Source organism: Streptomyces sp. NPDC053048, from assembly GCF_044547045.1.
In the GTDB taxonomy this organism is placed as follows: domain Bacteria; phylum Actinomycetota; class Actinomycetes; order Streptomycetales; family Streptomycetaceae; genus Streptomyces.
Genome location: NZ_JBITZS010000007.1, coordinates 10,471 through 29,762 on the forward strand (window position 1 = coordinate 10,471; position 19,292 = coordinate 29,762).

The 19,292-nt window shown below is 76.0% G+C and carries 1 protein-coding gene and 1 pseudogene; both read left to right on the forward strand.

Features of this window, described 5'->3' with window-relative positions; genetic code table 11:
* Nucleotides 1-160 precede the first annotated feature (160 nt).
* Nucleotides 161-13,831, forward strand: a complete 13,671-nt coding sequence (locus tag ACIG36_RS19420; protein ID WP_399929008.1) for a type I polyketide synthase — start codon at nucleotides 161-163, stop codon at nucleotides 13,829-13,831.
* Between the two features lie 126 nt (nucleotides 13,832-13,957).
* A pseudogene (locus ACIG36_RS19425) lies at nucleotides 13,958-19,261 on the forward strand (SDR family NAD(P)-dependent oxidoreductase); the annotation flags it as partial.
* Between the last annotated feature and the right edge of the window lie 31 nt (nucleotides 19,262-19,292).

A 19,292-nucleotide genomic window follows, 5' to 3' on the forward strand; every position in this document is an offset into this window, starting at 1 on the left:
ATCCGTCTGCGGCCGGTCAGTTACCGCGGCATGACCGCTCGCTGAAGTCCCGCTGGATCGCCCCTGCCTAGGATCGATGCAGGATTCAAGTGTTCTCACACGTTGCCGTAATTCATAGGCCGCTGGGGAAAATTCGGTCAGGAAAGGGCTGCTGAGCGCGATGACGAAGAAGCACAACCCCGAAGGGGTCACGGCGCTCCGGGGCGGGAGCGAGCCCATCGCGGTCGTCGGCCTGTCCTGCCGGCTTCCGATGGCGTCGGGCCCTGCCGCCTTCTGGGAGCTGCTGCGCGACGGCTCGAGCGCCATCACCGAGGCGCCGGAGGGCCGTTGGGAGTCCGCGCTGGAGGGCGCGGGCGCCGCCGGCCAGGACCGCGCGGCGCGCCGGGCCGGGTTCCTCGACGACGTCGACCGCTTCGACGCGGCCTTCTTCGGCATCTCGCCCCGCGAGGCCGCCGTCATGGACCCGCAGCAGCGCCTGGTGATGGAGCTGGCCTGGGAGGCCCTGGAGGACGCCGGCATCGTCCCCGCCACCCTCGAGGGCAGCCGGACGGCCGTCTTCGTCGGCACCCTGCGCGACGACTACTCGGCCCTGCTCTACCAGCACGGCGAGCAGGCCGTCACCCAGCACACCATGACGGGTGTCAACCGCGGCGTCATCGCCAACCGCGTCTCCTACCACCTGGGGCTGCGCGGCCCGAGCCTGACGGTCGACGCCGCCCAGTCGTCCTCGCTCGTCGCCGTCCACCTGGCCTGCGAGTCGCTGCGCGCGGGCGAGTCGTCGATGGCGATCGCGGCGGGCGTCAACCTCAACGTCCTGGCCGAGAACGCGGTCACCGAGGAGCGCTTCGGGGGTCTGTCCCCCGACGGCACCACCTACACCTTCGACGCCCGCGCCAACGGCTTCGTGCGCGGCGAGGGCGGCGGCGTCGTCGTCCTCAAGCCCCTCTCCGCGGCGCTGGCCGACGGCGACCACGTGTACGGCGTGATCCGCGGCAGCGCGGTCAACAACGACGGCGCCACCCCGGGCCTGACCGTCCCCAGCCGGGCCGCCCAGGAGCTGGTGCTGCGCGAGGCCTACGAGAAGGCCGGCGTGGACCCGGGCTCGGTGCAGTACGTGGAGCTGCACGGCACGGGCACGCCCGTCGGCGACCCCATCGAGGCGGCCGCGCTCGGCGCCGTCCTCGGTTCGGTGCGCGAGGGCGGCCGTCCGCTGCTGGTCGGCTCGGCCAAGACCAACGTCGGTCACCTCGAGGGCGCGGCCGGCATCGTCGGCCTGCTCAAGGCCCTGCTGGCCCTCGGCCACCGGAAGCTGCCCGCGAGCCTGAACTTCGAGACGCCGAACCCGCAGATCCCCCTCGACGAGCTCGGCCTGGCCGTGCAGCGCGAGCTCACCGACTGGCCCGCGCCGGACCGGGAACTGGTCGCCGGTGTCTCCTCCTTCGGCATGGGCGGCACCAACGCCCACGTCGTGCTGACCGAGGCCCCCGCGGAGGCCCGGCCGGCCCCGCGCGAGGACGTCACCGAGCCCGCCGTGACCCCCTGGGTGATCTCCGCCCGCAGCCGGGCCGCGCTGGGCGCGCAGGCCGGCAGGCTGCACGCGGCCGTCACCGCCGACGAGGGGGCCGCGACCGCCGACATCGGCTGGTCCCTCCTCTCCTCCCGCACGGTCTTCGACCACCGCGCGGTCGTCCTCGCCGAGGACCGTGCCGGGCTGCTGGACGGCCTGCGGGCGCTGGCCGAGGGCACCCCGGCGCAGGGCGTGGTCTCCGGCGCGGTGCAACCCGGACCCCTGGGTGTGGTGTTCACAGGACAAGGGGCCCAGCGAACGGGCATGGGGCAGGAGCTGTACGAGGCCTTCCCCGTGTTCGCCGAGGCGTTCGACGCGGTGTGCGCCGCGCTGGATCCCCATCTGCCGGGGGCGCTGCGGGAGGTGATCGCCGTGGGTGAGGGGCTGGACGAGACGGGCTGGACGCAGCCCGCGCTGTTCGCCGTCGAGGTCGCCCTCTACCGGCTCGTCGAATCCTGGGGCGTACGTCCCGACTACCTGGCGGGGCACTCCATCGGCGAGATCGCCGCGGCCCATGTGGCCGGTGTGCTCTCGCTCGAGGACGCCGCCGAGCTCGTCGCCGCGCGCGGCCGCCTGATGCAGGCACTGCCCGCCGGCGGCGCCATGATCGCCGTCCAGGCCACGGAGGAGGAAGTCCTCCCGCTGCTGGACGGCCGTACCGACGAGGTCGCGATCGCCGCCGTCAACGGGCCGCGTTCGGTGGTGATCGCCGGTGCCGAGGACGCGGCGCTGGAGATCGCCGGGCAGCTGCGCGAGCAGGGCCGCAAGACCAAGCGGCTCACCGTCTCCCACGCCTTCCACTCCCCCCTCATGCAGCCGATGCTGGAGGAGTTCCGCGCGGTCGTGGCGGGGCTGGAGTTCCGGGAGCCGCGCATCGCCGTGGTCTCGACCGTGACCGGCGAGCCGGTCACCGACGGGCAGTGGACGTCGGCCGACTACTGGGTGGAGCAGGTCCGGCGCCCGGTGCGGTTCCTGGCCGCCACGCGCGCGCTCGAGGAGGCGGGCGTGAGCACCTTCCTCGAGCTGGGCCCCGACGGCGTCTGCTCGGCGATGGTCGCCGACTCGCTGCGGGAGGCCTCCGCCGCCGCTGCCGTGCCGGCCCTGCGCAAGGACCGGAGCGAGCCGCAGACACTGCTGGCCGCCCTCGCCACGCTGTTCACGCGCGGCGCCTCCGTCGAGTGGGCCACCGCCTTCGAGGGCACCGGCGCGCGCCGGGTGCCCCTGCCCACGTACGCCTTCCAGCGCGAGCGGTACTGGCTCGACGGCGCGGCGCGGGCCGCGGTGCCGCTCGCCGCGGCACAAGAAACCGGAAGTGCCGCTTCCGTTCCGCGGGGCGAGCTGGGCCTCCGCCTCGCCGGGCTGTCCGAGGCCGAGCGCGAGCGGGCCGTCGCCGAGCTGGTCTCCGCGCACATCGCGGCCGTGCTGGAGTACGGCAAGGGGCAGCGCGTCGAGTTCCACGCGCCCTTCAAGGAGCTGGGCTTCGACTCCCTGATGTCCGTCGAGCTGCGCGGCACCCTGGCCGAGGCCACCGGGCTGCGGCTGCCCAGCGGACTGCTCTTCGACCACCCCACCCCCGCCGCCCTCGCCGCCTACCTCCAGGCCGAGCTGACCGGCGCCGGCGCCCTGGCGGGCGACGACCTCGCCGTGCCGGGCGACGACGGCGAGCCGATCGCCATCATCGGCATGGCCTGCCGCTACCCCGGCGGCGTGGCCTCCCCCGAGGACCTGTGGAAGCTCGTCGCCGCCGGCACCGACGCCGTCTCCGGCTTCCCCACCGACCGCGGCTGGGACGAGGACCTCTACGACACCGACCCCGGGCGCAACGGCAAGAGCTCCGTGCGCGAGGGCGGCTTCCTGCACGACGCGGCGCGCTTCGACGCCGGCTTCTTCGGCATCTCCCCGCGCGAGGCCCTGGCCATGGACCCGCAGCAGCGCCTGCTGCTGGAGACCGCCTGGGAGGCCGTGGAGCGGGCGGGCCTGGACGCCGGCGCGCTCAAGGGCACCCGCACCGGCGTCTTCGTCGGCGCCACCGCCCTCGACTACGGCCCCCGCATGCACGACGCCCCCGAGAGCGTCGAGGGCCACCTGCTCACCGGCACCACCTCCAGCGTGATGTCCGGCCGGATCGCCTACCAGCTGGGCCTCGTCGGCCCCGCCGTCACCGTCGACACCGCCTGCTCCTCCTCGCTGGTCGCCCTGCACATGGCGGTGCGCTCGCTGCGTTCGGGCGAGTCGACGCTGGCCATCGCCGGCGGCGCGACGGTGATGTCCTCGCCGGGCATGTTCGTGGAGTTCTCCCGGCAGCGCGGCCTCGCCGCCGACGGCCGCTCGAAGTCCTTCTCCGAGTCCGCCGACGGCACCTCCTGGGCCGAGGGCGTCGGCCTGCTCCTGGTCGAGCGCCTCTCCGACGCCCGCCGGAACGGCCACCGGGTCCTCGCCGTCGTCCGGGGCACCGCCATCAACCAGGACGGCGCCTCCAACGGCCTGACCGCCCCCAACGGCCCCTCCCAGCAACGCGTCATCCGCCAGGCCCTGGCCGACGCGCGCCTGTCCCCCGCCGACGTCGACGCCGTCGAGGCGCACGGCACCGGCACCAAGCTGGGCGACCCCATCGAGGCCGACGCACTGCTGGCCACCTACGGCCGCCGCCGCGACGAGTCCGCCGCCCCCGCCTACCTGGGCTCGCTCAAGTCCAACATCGGCCACGCCCAGGCCGCCGCCGGCGTCGGCGGCGTCATCAAGATGGTGCAGGCCATCCGGCACGGCGTCCTGCCGCAGACGCTGCACGTCGACACCCCCACCAGCCACGTCGACTGGAGCGCCGGCGGCGTCGAGCTGCTGACCGAGCAGCGGGAGTGGCCCGCCACCGGCGCGCCCCGCCGCGCCGCCGTCTCCTCCTTCGGCATCAGCGGCACCAACGCCCACGTCGTCCTCGAGCAGGCCGAGGAGGCCGCGCCGGCCGGATCGTCCGGCGAGCTCGCCGCCCCCGCGCCCTGGGTGCTCTCGGCCCGCGACGACGCCGCCCTGCGCGAGCAGGCCGCGCGGCTGCGCGAGCACGTGGCCACCACCGGCGCCCACCCGGCCGACGTCGGCCACTCCCTGGCCACCACCCGCGCCGCCTTCGAGCAGCGCGCCGTGGTCAGCGGCCGGACGGCCGAGGAGTTCCTGGCCGGGCTCGACGCCCTCGCCGCCGGCGCCGACGCGCCCGGCCTGGTCACCGGCAGCGCCGCCCGCGCGGGCCTGACCGCCTTCCTCTTCACCGGCCAGGGCGCGCAGCGCCCCGGCATGGGCCGCGAACTGCACGCCGCCCACCCGGTGTTCGCCGAGGCCTTCGACGCGGTCGTCGCCGAGCTGGACCGGCACCTGGAGCGGCCGCTGCGCGAGCTGGTGTTCGCCGAGGAGGGCAGCGCCGACGCCGCCGCCCTGCACGAGACCCGCCACACCCAGCCCGCCCTCTTCGCCGTCGAGGTCGCGCTGTTCCGCCTGCTGGAGCACCACGGCCTGACGCCGGGCCTGCTGGCCGGGCACTCCATCGGCGAGCTGGCCGCCGCCCATGTGGCGGGCGTGCTGTCCCTGCCCGACGCCGCCCGGCTGGTCGCCGCGCGCGGCCGCCTGATGCAGTCGGCCCGCTCCGGCGGCGCGATGATCGCCATCCAGGCCGCCGAGGCCGACGTGGCCCCGACGCTGGCGGGCAAGGAGCACGCCGTCTCGATCGCGGCCGTCAACGGCCCCGAGGCCGTGGTCATCTCGGGTGACGAGGACGTCGCCGAGTCGGTCGCCGCCCACTGGCGCGAGCAGGGCCACAAGACCCACCGGCTCACCGTCAGCCACGCCTTCCACTCCCCGCACATGGACGACGTGCTGGAGGAGTTCCGGGCGGTGGCCTCGGAGCTCACCTTCCACGAGCCGCGCGTCCCGGTCGTCTCCACCGTCACCGGCCGCCCGGCCGAGCCCGGTCAACTGACCTCGCCCGAGTACTGGGTGGGCCAGATCCGCGAGGCCGTCCGCTTCCACGACGCCGTGCGCACCCTGCACGAGCAGGGCGCGACCGTCCTGGTCGAGGCCGGGCCGGACGCGGTGCTGACCGCCATGGCCAACACCTCCCTGGCCGGCGAGGACGTCACCGCCGTCGCCCTGCTGCGCAAGGGCCGCCCGGAGGCCGAGACCCTCGCCGCCGGCATCGCCCGCGCCCACACGGCCGGGGCGCCGCTGGACGCCGCCTCCTTCTTCCCCGGCGCCGCCCGCGTCGACCTGCCCACCTACGCCTTCCAGCGCGAGCACTACTGGCTGGCGGCCGCGCCCGCCACCGACGCCCGCAGCCTGGGTCTGGACGTGGCCGGGCACCCGCTGCTGGCCACCGCCGTCGAACTCGCCGACCGCGAGGACCTGCTGCTCACCAGCCGCCTCGCGCTCGGCAGCCACCCGTGGCTCGCCGACCACACCATCACCGGCACCGTGCTCGTCCCCGCCACGGCCTTCCTCGAGCTGGCCGTCGCGGCCGGCGACCGGGCGGGCGCCGGCCAGGTCGAGGAGCTCACCCTGCAGGCCCCGCTCGCCCTGCCCGAGCGCGGCGCGGTGCGGGTGCAGGTCGCCGTCGGCGCCCCCGAGGCGTCCGGCAGCCGCCCGTTCACCATCCACTCCCGCCCCGAGACCGGCGACGACGAGCAGCGCCCCTGGACCCTGCACGCCTCCGGCGCCCTCGCCCCGGCCCCCGCCCCGGCGGCTCCCGCCGCCGGGCCCGGCCCGTGGCCGCCGGCCGGCGCGACCGCCGAGCCGCTGGAGGACGTCTACGAGCGGCTGGCCGCGCTCGGCTACGAGTACGGGCCCGCCTTCCAGGGCCTGAAGGCCCTCTGGCGCCAGGGCTCCGACCTCTACGCCGAGGTGCGGCTGCCCGACGACCACCACGAGGCCGCAGGGCACTTCGGCCTCCACCCCGCCCTCTTCGACGCCGTGCTGCACCCGCTGGTGCTGGCTGCCGCCAATCCGGCCGAGCCGGAGCGCATCAGGCTGCCGTTCGCCTGGGCCGACCTCGCGCTGTACGCGGCGGGCGCCACGGCACTGCGCGTGCGCATTGCCCCCGGAGCCGACGGCGACACCTTCTCCCTCGAGCTCGCCGACACCACCGGGCAGCCCGTCGCCTCCGTCGGCGCGCTCACCCTGCGCCCGGTCGACAAGGCCCAGCTGGCGCCGCGTGCGGCCGGGGCCGACTCCCTGTTCACGGTGGAGTGGACCGCGCTCGCGGCCGAGGCCGTCCCGGCGCCCGCCGCGTGGACCACGACGGACAGCGACGAACTGCCCGCGCTCACCGACGTCCCCGAGGTGATCGTGGCGACCCCGGCGGCCGGCGACGACGCCCGCGCCGAGGCCCGCCGCGCCCTGCGCCTGGTGCGCGCCTTCCTCACCGACGAGCGCCTGGAGGGCTCGCGGCTGGTGTTCGTCACCCACCGCGCGGTGGCCGCCGCGCCGGGCGAGGACGTCACCTCCCTGGCCTCCGCCCCCGTCTGGGGCCTGGTCCGCTCCGCCCAGTCCGAGCACCCCGACCGCTTCGTCCTCGTCGACACGGACGGTCCCAGCACCGACCCCGCTCTGCTCGCCGCCGCGATCGCCTCCGGCGAGCCGCAGATTGCCGTGCGCGGCGCGGAGTTGCGCGTACCGCGCCTGGCCCGAGCCACGGCCGGCGGGCAGGCGCCCGCCCTCGACCCCGAGGGCACCGTCCTGATCACCGGCGGCACCGGCGGCCTGGGCGCCCTGTTCGCCCGGCACCTGGTCACCGAGTACGGCGCGCGGCACCTGCTGCTGAGCAGCCGGCGCGGCGCGGACGCCCCCGGGGCCGAGGAGCTGGCCGCCGAGCTGACCGGGCTCGGCGCCCGCGTCACCCTGGCCGCCGCCGACGCGGCCGACCGCGAGACCGTCGCCGGCCTGCTCGCCCGCGTCGACGACGCCCACCCGCTGACGGCCGTCGTGCACACCGCCGGTGTGCTCGACGACGCCACCGTCGAGGCGCTGTCCGAGGAGCAACTGGACGCCGTCATGCGGCCCAAGACGGACGCCGCGTGGCATCTGCACGAGCTGACCGCCCACCTGCCGCTGGCCGCGTTCGTGCTCTTCTCGTCCGTGTCGGGCATCACCGGCACCGCCGGCCAGGCCAACTACGCGGCCGCCAACACCTACCTGGACGCGCTGGCCGCCCACCGCCGCGCCGCCGGGCTCGCCGCCACCTCGCTCGCGTGGGGCCTGTGGGACAGCACCCACGGCATGGGCGGCACGCTCGGCGAGGCCGACCTGGCGCGCTGGACCCGGGCCGGAGTGGCCCCGCTGACGCCCGAGCAGGGCCTGGCCCTGTTCGACGCCTCCCTGGCGGGCGGCGAGGGCCTGTACGTGCCCGCCACGCTGAACCTGGCGGCGTTCCGCGCCGCCGACGGCCCGGCGCCCGCGCTGCTGCGCGGCCTGGTCCGTACCCGCGCCACCCGCCGCGCCGCGAGCGCGGCCGCGGGCGACGGCTCCTCGTGGGCGCAGCAGATGGCCGCGCTGCCCGAGGAGCAGCGCACGGAGACGGTGACCGACCTGGTGCGCGGCCTGGTCGCCTCCGTGCTCGGGCACGCCGGGGCGGCCACGATCGACCCGGAGCGGGCGTTCAAGGAGATCGGCTTCGACTCCCTGTCGGGCGTGGAGCTGCGCAACCGCCTCAACGCCGTCACCGGCCTGAGGCTGCCCGCCACGGCCGTCTTCAACCACCCCTCGCCGGCCGCGCTGGCCGCGTTCCTGCTGACCAAGGTCTCGGACGTCCAGGGCGCCCCGGCGGCGCCCGTGGTCCGGGCCGCGGCCGCGGCCGACGATCCGATCGCGATCGTCGGCATGGCCTGCCGCTACCCGGGCGGCGTCAGCTCGCCCGAGGAGCTGTGGCGCCTGGTGGCCGACGGCGTCGACGCCATCAGCGAGTTCCCCGTCAACCGCGGCTGGGACCTGGGCGAGCTCTACGACCCGGACCCGGAGAAGACCGGCAGCTCCTATGTGCGCCACGGCGGCTTCCTGCACGAGGCCGACCAGTTCGACCGGGAGTTCTTCGGGATCTCGCCGCGCGAGGCCACCGCGACCGACCCGCAGCACCGCCTGCTGCTGGAGACCGCGTGGGAGACCTTCGAGAGCGCCGGCATCGACCCGGCCACCGTGCGCGGCTCCAACACCGGTGTGTTCACGGGCGCGATGTACGACGACTACGCGTCCCGGCTGGCGGGCACGCCCGAGGAGTTCGAGGGCTTCCTGCTCGCGGGCAACCTCTCCAGCGTCGTCTCCGGCCGGCTGTCCTACACCTACGGGCTCGAGGGCCCGGCGGTGACGGTGGACACCGCCTGCTCGTCCTCGCTGGTGGCCCTGCACCTGGCGGCCAACGCGCTGCGCTCGGGCGAGTGCGACCTGGCGCTGGCCGGCGGTGTGACCGTCATGGCCGGACCGCACGTCTTCATCGAGTTCAGCCGCCAGCGCGGCCTGTCGCCCGACGGCCGCTGCAAGTCCTTCTCCGCGGACGCCGACGGCACCGGCTGGGCCGAGGGTGTGGGCCTGCTCCTGGTCGAGCGGCTCTCCGACGCCCGTAAGAACGGCCACCAGGTCCTCGCGGTCGTGCGGGGCACGGCCGTCAACCAGGACGGCGCCTCCAACGGGCTCACCGCCCCCAACGGCCCCGCCCAGGAGCGCGTCATCCGCCAGGCCCTGGCCAACGCGGGCCTGGCGCCCTCCGAGGTCGACGCGGTCGAGGCGCACGGCACCGGCACCACCCTCGGCGACCCCATCGAGGCCCAGGCCCTGCTCGCCACCTACGGCCAGGACCGCCCGGCCGACCGGCCGCTCTTCCTGGGCTCGCTGAAGTCCAACATCGGCCACGCCCAGGCCGCCGCCGGCGTCGGTGGCATCATCAAGATGATCCAGGCGATGGAGCACGGCACCCTGCCGCGCACCCTGCACGCCGAGGAGCGCTCGCCGCACATCGACTGGACCTCCGGCGCGATGGAGCTGCTGACCGAGGAGCGGCAGTGGCCCGAGACCGGCCGCCCGCGCCGCGCGGGCGTGTCCTCCTTCGGCATCAGCGGCACCAACGCCCACGTCATCATCGAGCAGCCGGCCGACGAGAGCGCCGCCCCCGCCGAGCGCCCGGCCACCGGCGGCGTCCTGCCGTGGCTGGTCTCCGGCCGCGACGAGCAGGCCGTACGGGCCCAGGCCGAGCGGCTGCGCGAGTACGTCGCCGCCCGCCCGGAGCTGCACCCGGCCGACGTCGGCCTCTCCCTGGCCACCACGCGCGCCCTGCACGACCGTCGGGCCCTGGTGCTCGGCACCGGCCGCGACGAACTCCTCGAGGGCCTGGCGGCCCTGGCCGCCGGCGAGCCGTCGCAGGCCGTCGTGGAGACCGGCGGCGCGCGCCGCGGGAAGACGGCGTTCCTGTTCACCGGGCAGGGCTCGCAGCGCCTGGGCATGGGACGGGAGCTGTACGCCTCCTCGCCGGTCTTCGCGGCCGCCCTGGACGAGGTGTGCGCCCACCTGGACCGCGAACTGCCGCGCCCGCTCAAGGACGTGCTGTTCGCCGCCGAGGGCTCCGCGGACGCGGCGCTGCTGGACATGACGGTCTTCACCCAGGCGGCCCTGTTCGCCGTGGAGACCGCGCTGTTCCGCCTCGCCGCCCACCAGGGCCTGAAGCCGGACTACCTGCTGGGCCACTCCATCGGCGAGGTCACCGCCGCCCACCTGGCCGGTGTGCTCGACCTGCCGGACGCCTGCCACCTGGTGGCCGAGCGCGGCCGGCTGATGCAGGCCGCTCGCGACGGCGGCGCCATGGCCGCCCTGCAGGCCGCCGAGGCCGACGTCCTGGCCTCCCTGGAGGGCTTCGGGGACCGCGTCGCGGTCGCCGGGGTCAACGGCCCGCTGTCCACGGTCGTCTCCGGCGACGAGGACGCGGTCGAGGAGCTGGTCGCGCTGTGGCGCGAGCGGGGCGCCAAGACCAAGCGGCTGTCCGTCAGCCACGCCTTCCACTCCCCGCACATGGAGGACGTGCTGGAGGAGTTCCGGGCCGTCGCGGCCGGGCTCACCTTCCACGCGCCGCGCGTGCCCGTCGTCTCCAACGTCACCGGCACCCTCGCCACCACCGAGGAGCTGACCTCGCCCGACTACTGGGCCCGTCACATCCGCCAGGCCGTCCGCTTCCTCGACGGTGTGCGGTACCTGGAGGAGCACGGCGTCACCGAGTGGCTGGAGCTGGGCCCCGACGGGGTGCTGACCGCGCTCGTCCAGGAGTCCCTGACCGGGGACGCCGGCTCGATCACCCCCGCCCTGCGCAGGGGCCGGCCCGAGGAGCGCACGGCCGCCGCCGCGTTCGGCCTGCTGGCCGCCCGGGGCGTGCGGACCGACTGGGCGGCCGTCTTCCCCGGCGCCCGCCGGGTGGCCCTGCCGACGTACGCCTTCCAGCACCGGCGGTACTGGCTCGACGCGCCCGCCGTCACCGGCAGCGCGGCCGGCCTCGGCCTGGACACCGCGGGCCACCCGCTGCTGGGCGCCGCCGTCCAGCTCGCCGAGCGCGACGAGTACGTCTTCACCGGCCGCGTCTCCCGCCACACCCACCCCTGGCTGGCCGACCACGCCGTGTGGGGCTCGGTCCTGCTGCCGGGCACCGGGCTGCTGGAGCTGGCGCTGCGCGCCGGCGAGCAGGCCGGCTGCGACCAGGTGGAGGAACTGACCCTGGCCGCCCCGCTGGTGCTGCCCGAGAACGGCGCGGTCCAGCTGCAGCTGGCCGTCGGCGCCGCCGACGGCTCCGGCCGCCGCACCGTCGAGGTCTACTCCCGCCCCGACGGCGACGACGACCCGGCCCGCCAGTGGACCCTGCACGCCTCCGGCACCCTCGGCGGCGGCGCTCCCGCCGGCGATGACCTGCTCGTGTGGCCGCCGGCCGGCGCCGCCGAGGTGGGCCTGGACGGCGTCTACGAGCGCCTGGCCGACCAGGGCTACCAGTACGGGCCCGCCTTCCAGGGCCTGCGCCGCCTGTGGAAGGGCGAGAACGAGCTGTACGCCGAGGTGGCACTCGGCGAGGAACTGCGCGCGGACGCCGCCGCGTTCGCGCTGCACCCGGCCCTGCTGGACGCCGCCCTGCACACGCTGCTGCCGGGCGTCGCCGCCGAGGACGGCCCGTCCTGGCTGCCGTTCTCCTGGTCCGGCGCGAGCGTCCACGCCACCGGCGCCACCGCCCTGCGGGTGCGCCTGGCGCTGCAGAGCCCCGAGCCCACCACGCTGCTGGCCGCGCTGACGGTGGCCGACGGCACGGGAGCGCCGGTGGCCACGGTGGAGTCGCTGACCCTGCGTCCTCTGTCGAAGGAGGCCCTGAGCGCGGCCAACAGCGCCGCCCGCGACGGCCTGTTCAAGGTCTCCTGGAGCACGCCGCAGTCCGCGGGCACCCCGGTGGACCCCACCTCCTGGGCCGTCCTCGGCAAGGGCGGTTACCCCGACCTGGAGGCGCTGGGCGCCGCGGTGGCCGACAGCACGGCCGTCCCGGCCGTGGTGCTGGCGCCGCTCGCCCCGGCCGGTGCCGACGCCGCCTCCGTCCACGGCGTGCTGCGCGACGTGCTGGAACTGACCCGTCAGTGGCTGGCCGACGAGCGGTTCGAGGGCTCCCGCCTGGCGGTGCTCACCCGCCGCGGCGTCACCGCCGGGCACGAGGACGTCCCCGGCCTCGCCCACGCGGGCGTGTGGGGCATGCTGCGCTCCGCGCAGACCGAGAACCCGGGCCGGATCGTCCTCGTCGACCTCGACGAGGACACCCCGGACGAGCTGGTCGCCGCGGCGCTGGGCACCGGCGAGCCGCAGCTCGCGGTGCGCGGCACCGGCCTCCTCGTGCCGCGGCTGTCCCGCGCCGAGCGGGCCGGCGGCGAGGACGGGGCCCCGGTGGACGACGCCGCGCCCGCCTGGGACCGCGGCACCGTACTGATCACCGGCGCGACCGGCGCGCTCGGCGGGATCCTCGCCCGGCACCTGGTCACCCAGCACGGCGCCCGCCACCTGCTGCTGCTCAGCCGCCGCGGCATCGACGCCCCCGGGGCGGCCGAACTGCGCGACGAGCTCAGCGAGCTGGGCGCCGGGGTGACGGTGGCCGCCGTGGACGTCGTCGACCGCGACGCGCTGGCGAAGGTCCTCGCGGACATCCCCGCCGAGCGCCCGCTCACGGCCGTCGTGCACACCGCCGGCGTCCTGGAGGACGGCGTCGTCGCCCAGATGACGCCCGAGCAGCTGGAGAAGGTGCTGCGGCCCAAGGTGGACGCCGCCTGGAACCTGCACGAGCTCACCCGCGAGCTGGACCTGGAGGCCTTCGTCCTCTACTCGTCCGTCGCCGGTCTCCTGGGCACCGCCGGCCAGTCCAACTACGCGGCCGGCAACACCTTCCTGGACGCCCTCGCCGCGCACCGCCGGGCGCAGGGGCTGCCCGGCGTCTCGCTGGCCTGGGGCCTGTGGGGCGACACCAGCTCCATCGCCGGGCACCTGGGCGACGCGGACCTGCGACGCCTGGCCCGCTCGGGGCTGCTGCCGCTGCAGGCCAAGGAGGCCATGGAGCTGTTCGACGCCGCCCCCGGCACCGGCGAGGCCGTGCTGGCCGTCACCCGGCTCGACACCGCCGCCCTGCGCGCCCTCGGCGACGAGCCGCCGGTGCTGCTGCGCGGCATGGTCCGCACCCCCGTCCGCCGCGCCGCGGCCGCGACGGCCGCGGCCGAGGCCGGCCCGACGCTCGCCGAGCGGCTGGCGGGCATGTCGCCGGCCGAGCGGGAGCGGGCGCTGACCGACCTGGTCCGCGCCCAGGTGGCCGCCGTGCTCGGCCACGCGGACGCGAGCGGCATCACCGCCGACCGGGCCTTCGGCGACCTGGGCTTCGACTCCCTGACCGCCGTCGAGCTGCGCAACCAGCTGAACAGGGCGACCGGCCTGCGGCTGCCCACCACCCTCGTCTTCGACCACCCCAGCCCGGCCGCCCTGGCCGCCCACCTGGGGGACCAGCTGGTCGTCGAGGAGGCCTCGCCCGCCGAGCCCGTCCTGGCCGGACTGGCCGGGCTCCGGCAGGCCATCGAGTCGGCGGCCGCCACCGGCGCCGACGCCCACGAGCGGATCACCGCCCGCCTGCGGGAGCTGCTGGAGGCCGCCGAGGCGGCCGCCGGCACCCCCGCGGCGGACGAGCCGGCCGACAAGGACCTCGACGACGCGAGCGACGAGGAGCTCTTCGCGCTCTTCGACGGACTCGAGTGAGGCGGCCCGGCATGAAGCATCCGCACCGCACCCGCACCCAGACACCGCCCGCCCACGCACACACCATCAACGGGGAGCTGAAGACACGTGGCTGACGAGGTAAAACTCCGCGAATACCTCAAGAGGGCCATCGCCGACGCGCGAGACGCGCGCAAGCGTCTGCGCGAGGTGGAGGGCAAGGACCAGGAGCCCATCGCCATCGTGGGCATGGCCTGCCGCTACCCCGGCGGGGTCACCTCCCCCGAGGACCTGTGGAAGCTGGTCGAGGACGGCGTCGACGCCGTCTCCGAGTTCCCGGTCAACCGCGGCTGGGACGTCGACGGCCTCTACGACCCCGACCCCGAGCAGGTCGGCAAGTCCTACTCCCGCGAGGGCGGCTTCCTGCACGACGCCGACCTGTTCGACCCGGCGTTCTTCGGGATGTCGCCGCGCGAGGCGCTGGCCGCCGACCCCCAGCAGCGGCTGCTGCTGGAGACCGCGTGGGAGACCTTCGAGCGCGCCGGCATCGACCCCGAGGGCCTGCGGGGCAGCCGCACCGGCGTGTTCACGGGCGTGATGTACAACGACTACGGCTCCCGCCCCAACCTGCCCCCGGAGGGCTTCGAGGGCTACCTGTTCAGCGGCAGCGCCGGCTCCATCGCCTCCGGCCGGCTCGCCTACAGCTACGGGCTCGAGGGCCCGGCCGTCACCGTGGACACCGCCTGCTCGTCCTCGCTGGTCGCCCTGCACCTGGCGGCCAACGCGCTGCGCCGCGGCGAGTGCGACCTGGCACTGGCCGGCGGCGCCACGGTGATGTCCACCCCGGTGGCCTTCATCGAGTTCTCCCGGCTGCGGGGCCTGGCCGCCGACGGCCGCTGCAAGTCCTTCGACACCTCCGCCGACGGCACCGGCTGGGCCGAGGGCGTGGGCCTGCTCCTCGTCGAGCGGCTCTCCGACGCCCGCCGGAACGGCCACCGGGTCCTCGCCGTCGTGCGCGGCTCGGCCGTCAACCAGGACGGTGCCTCCAACGGCCTGACCGCCCCCAACGGCCCGGCCCAGGAGCGCGTCATCCGCCAGGCGCTGCTGAGCGCCGGCCTGTCCGCCTCCGAGGTCGACGCCGTGGAGGCGCACGGCACCGGCACCACCCTCGGCGACCCCATCGAGGCCCAGGCCCTGCTCGCCACGTACGGCCAGGACCGGCCCGAGGGCCGGCCGCTGTACCTGGGCTCGCTGAAGTCCAACATCGGCCACGCCCAGGCCGCCGCCGGCGTCGGCGGCATCATCAAGATGGCCCAGGCCATCCACCACGGCGTGCTGCCCCGCACCCTGCACATCGACGAGCCCACCCAGCACGTCGACTGGGTGCCGGGCGCCGTCGAACTCCTCACCGAGCAGCGCGAATGGCCCGAGACGGGCGCCCCGCGCCGGGCCGCGGTGTCCTCCTTCGGCTTCGGCGGCACCAACGCGCACGTCATCATCGAGCAGGCCCCGGGCGCCGAGGACGCGGCCGCCCCCGAGGACGCGGAGGGCGACGCCCCGGCGCAGGCGGCACCCGTCGCGGAGCCCGTCGAGCTGCCCGTCGTGCCGTGGCCGCTGTCCGGGCACACCGCCGACGCGCTGGCCGAGCAGGCCCGCCGCCTGCTCGAGCACGTCGAGTCCGACCAGGGCCTGTCCGCGACCGACGTCGGCTTCTCCCTGGCCACGGGCCGCACGGCGCTCGAGCACCGCGCGGTGGTCACCGGCACCGGCCGCGACGAGCTGCTGGCGGGCCTGAAGTCGCTGGCCGAGGGCGGCACCGGCGCGGGCGTGGTCCGCTCGGTGCGCACCGCCGGCCGCACCGGCTTCCTCTTCACCGGCCAGGGCGCCCAGCGCGCCGGCATGGGCAAGGAGCTCCACGCGGCCTTCCCCGTGTTCGCCCGCGCCCTGGACGAGGTCGTCGCCGAGCTCGACCGGCACCTGGACTCGCCCCTGAAGCCGGTGCTGTTCGCCGAGCCCGGCAGCGCCGACGCCGCACTGATCGACGACACCGGCCGCACCCAGCCCGCCCTGTTCGCCCTCGAAGTGGCCCTCTACCGCCTCGCCGAGTCCTGGGGCGCCCGGCCCGACTACCTCGCCGGGCACTCCATCGGCGAGCTGTCGGCCGCCCACGTGGCCGGGGTGCTGTCCCTGCCGGACGCCGCGAAGCTCGTCGCGGCGCGCGCCCGGCTGATGCAGGCCCTGCCCGGCGGCGGCGCCATGATCGCCGTGGAGGCCGCCGAGGACGAGGTGCTGCCGCTGCTCGAGGGATTCGAGGACCGGCTGGCGATCGCGGCCGTCAACGGACCCCGTGCCGTGGTGATCTCCGGTGACGCGGACGCCGCCGAGGAGGTGGCCGCCCGGCTGAAGGAGAGCGGCAGCAGGACCAAGCGCCTGACCGTCAGCCACGCCTTCCACTCCCCCCACATGGACGGGATGCTGGAGGAGTTCCGCACCGTCGCGGCCGGCCTGACCTACCACGCGCCCGCGATCCCCGTCGTCTCCACCCTCACCGGCAAGGTCGCCGGCGGCGACGACCTGCGCACCGCCGCCTACTGGGCGGACCAGGTGCGCGGCGCCGTCCGCTTCCTGGACGCCACCCGCACCCTCGAGGCCGAGGGCGTCACCACGCTGATCGAGCTGGGCCCCGACCCGGTGCTGTCGGCCATGGCCGCCACCATCGCCCCCGAGACGGTCGCCGGCGCGCCGATGCTGCGCGCCGGCCGCCCCGAGGCCGCCACCGCCGTCGCCGCGCTGGGCCTGCTGCACGCGCGCGGTGGCAGGGCCGAGTGGCCGGCGCTGTTCGCCGGCAGCGGCGCGCAGCGGGTGAGCCTGCCCACGTACGCCTTCCAGCACCAGCGGTTCTGGCTGGAGCAGTTGGAGCCGCGCACCGACGCGTTCGGCACGGCGGCCCCGTCCGGGCAGCACCCGGTGCTGGGCTCGCCGATCACGGTCGCGGGCGCCAACCAGATCCTGTTCGCCAGCCGGCTCTCGCTCAAGACGCACCCCTGGCTGGCCGACCACATCGTGCTGGGCTCGCCCGTGCTGCCCGCCTCCGCGCTGGTCGAACTGGCCATCCACGCCGGTGACATGATCGGCTACCCGGTGGTGGACGAGCTGAACCTCCAGGTGCCGCTGGTGCTGCCCGAGGACGGCCAGCTGCAGCTGCAGGTCCGGGCCGGCATCCACGACGACTCCGAGCGCCGCTGCCTGTGCCTGTACTCGCGGCCCGACGTCGCCGACGCCCCCTGGACCATGCACGCCGAGGGCTACTACCTGCCCGAGGACACCGAGCCGGCCGAGCGCCCCGCGGCGCAGGGCAGGACGGTGGAGTTCCAGCTGCCGGAGGAGCTGCGCGACGAGGCGGGCCGCTACGGCATCCACCCCGCCCTGCTCGACGCGGCCGTGCCGCGCCGGCCCGCCGACCCCGCCAACGGCACGGTGGCCGTGCCCGCCGACTGGTACGGGGTGCGGCTGCACGCCACCGGTGCCACGGCGGTGACGGCCCGGGTGACCGAGCTGGACGACAACAGCGTCGCACTGGAACTGTCCGATCCGTCCGGAGAGTTGGTCGCCACCGTCGAGTCGGTGGTCTTCCGCGACATCCCCAACGGCCAGTTCACCCCCCACGTGGACAGCACCGGCCGGGACTCCCTGCTGCGCCTGGACTGGGTGCGGGCCGGGGCCCTGGAGGAGGGCACGGGCGAGATCGAGACCGTCGTCGTCCAGGGGGCCGCGGGCGAGATCCCGGCCGCCGTCCACCGGGCCACCGCCGACATCCTCGAGCTGCTGCGGGGCCGGCTGTCCGACGACAGCCTTGCGGATGTCCCGCTGGCCCTCCTGACCCGGGGCGCTGTCTCCACCGCTCCCGGCGAGGACGTCACCGACCTGGCGGCCGCCGCCGTCTGGGGCCTGGTCCGCTCCGCGCAGTCGGAGCACCCCGACCGGTTCGTGCTCGTCGACACCGACGGCACGCACACCCCCGAGCAACTGTCCGCCCTGGCCGCCTCCGGCGAGCCGCAGGCCGCCGTGCGCGACGGCAAGGTGCTGCTGCCCCGCCTCCAGCGGCTCCCGGCCCCCGAGTACCGGCCGGCCCGCCCGGAGTGGCGCACCGACGGCACCGTGCTGGTCACCGGCACCGGCGCCCTGGGCGCGGTGTTCGCCCGCCAGCTGGTGGCCGAGCACGGCATCTCCCACCTCGTGCTGGCCAGCCGCAGCGGCGAGGGCACCGAGGGCCTGGCCGAGGTCGTCTCCGACCTCAAGGTGCTGGGCGCCGAGGTCACCGTCGCCACCTGCGACGTCGCCGACCGCGACGCGCTGGCCGCGCTGCTGGCGGCCATCCCCGCCGAGCACCCGCTGACCGGTGTCGTGCACACCGCCGGCGCCCTCGACAACGGGCTGCTGGACGCCCAGACGCCCGAGCGGCTGGCGTCGGTGCTGCGGCCCAAGGCGGACGCGGCCTGGCACCTGCACGAGCTCACCCGCGAGCTGGACCTCGCCGCGTTCGTGCTGTTCTCCTCCGCCGCCGGCGTCCTCGGCGGGCCCGGCCAGGCCAACTACGCGGCCGCCAACGCATTCCTCGACGCCCTCGCCCAGCACCGCGCCGCCCAGGGCCTGCCCGCCACCTCGCTGGCCTGGGGCCTGTGGTCGGTGCCGGGCGGCCTCAACAAGGACCTGGACGAGGCCGACCTCAACCGCTTCGCCCGCGACGGCTTCCGGCCGATCGCCCGCGTCGAGGGCCACTCGCTGTTCGACCGGGCGCTCGCCCACGACAGCGCGGCACTGGTGGGCCTCCCGGTGGGCACGGCGGCCGTACGGGCCCAGGAGCGCGTCCCCGCGCTGCTGCGCGCCCTGGTGGGCTCCACGGCACCCCGCCGCAGCGCGCAGGCCGCGGACGAGCGGGGCGAGTCGCTGGCCGACCGGCTGGCGGGCCTGGCCGCCCCCGAGCGGGAGGCACTGCTGCTGGACCTGGTGCGCACCACCGTGGCGGCCGTGCTGGGCCACGGCGACCCGGCCGGCATCGAGGCCGAACGCGCCTTCCAGGACCTGGGCTTCGACTCGATGACGGCCGTGGAGCTGCGCAACCGTCTGACGGTGGCCGCCGGTGTCCGGCTGCCCGCCACCCTGGTCTTCGACCACCCCACCTCGGCCGCGCTCGCCGGCTTCCTGCACCGCCAGCTGGTCCCGGACGACGGGGACGCCGCGCACCCGGTGCTGTCGGAGCTGGACCGGCTGGAGGCGCTGCTGCCGGGGATGGACGCGGACGATCCCGCCCGCGCCTCGGTGTCCGTACGCCTGCAGACGCTGCTGGCCAAGCTGAACGAGTCGGCGGCGGCCGCGGAGCCCGAGGAGGACGTGGCGGACCGGCTGGAGTCGGCCTCGGCCGAGGACATCTTCAGCTTCATCGACAACGAGCTCGGCCGCTCCGCCGGCTGAGGCACTCACCGACTTCCGTATCTCCTGGAGA

Coding starts and splice junctions, on each gene's coding strand:
- ACIG36_RS19420 (WP_399929008.1), top strand. CDS start 161: ATGACGAAGAAGCACAACCCCGAAGGGGTCACGGCGCTCCGGGGCGGG.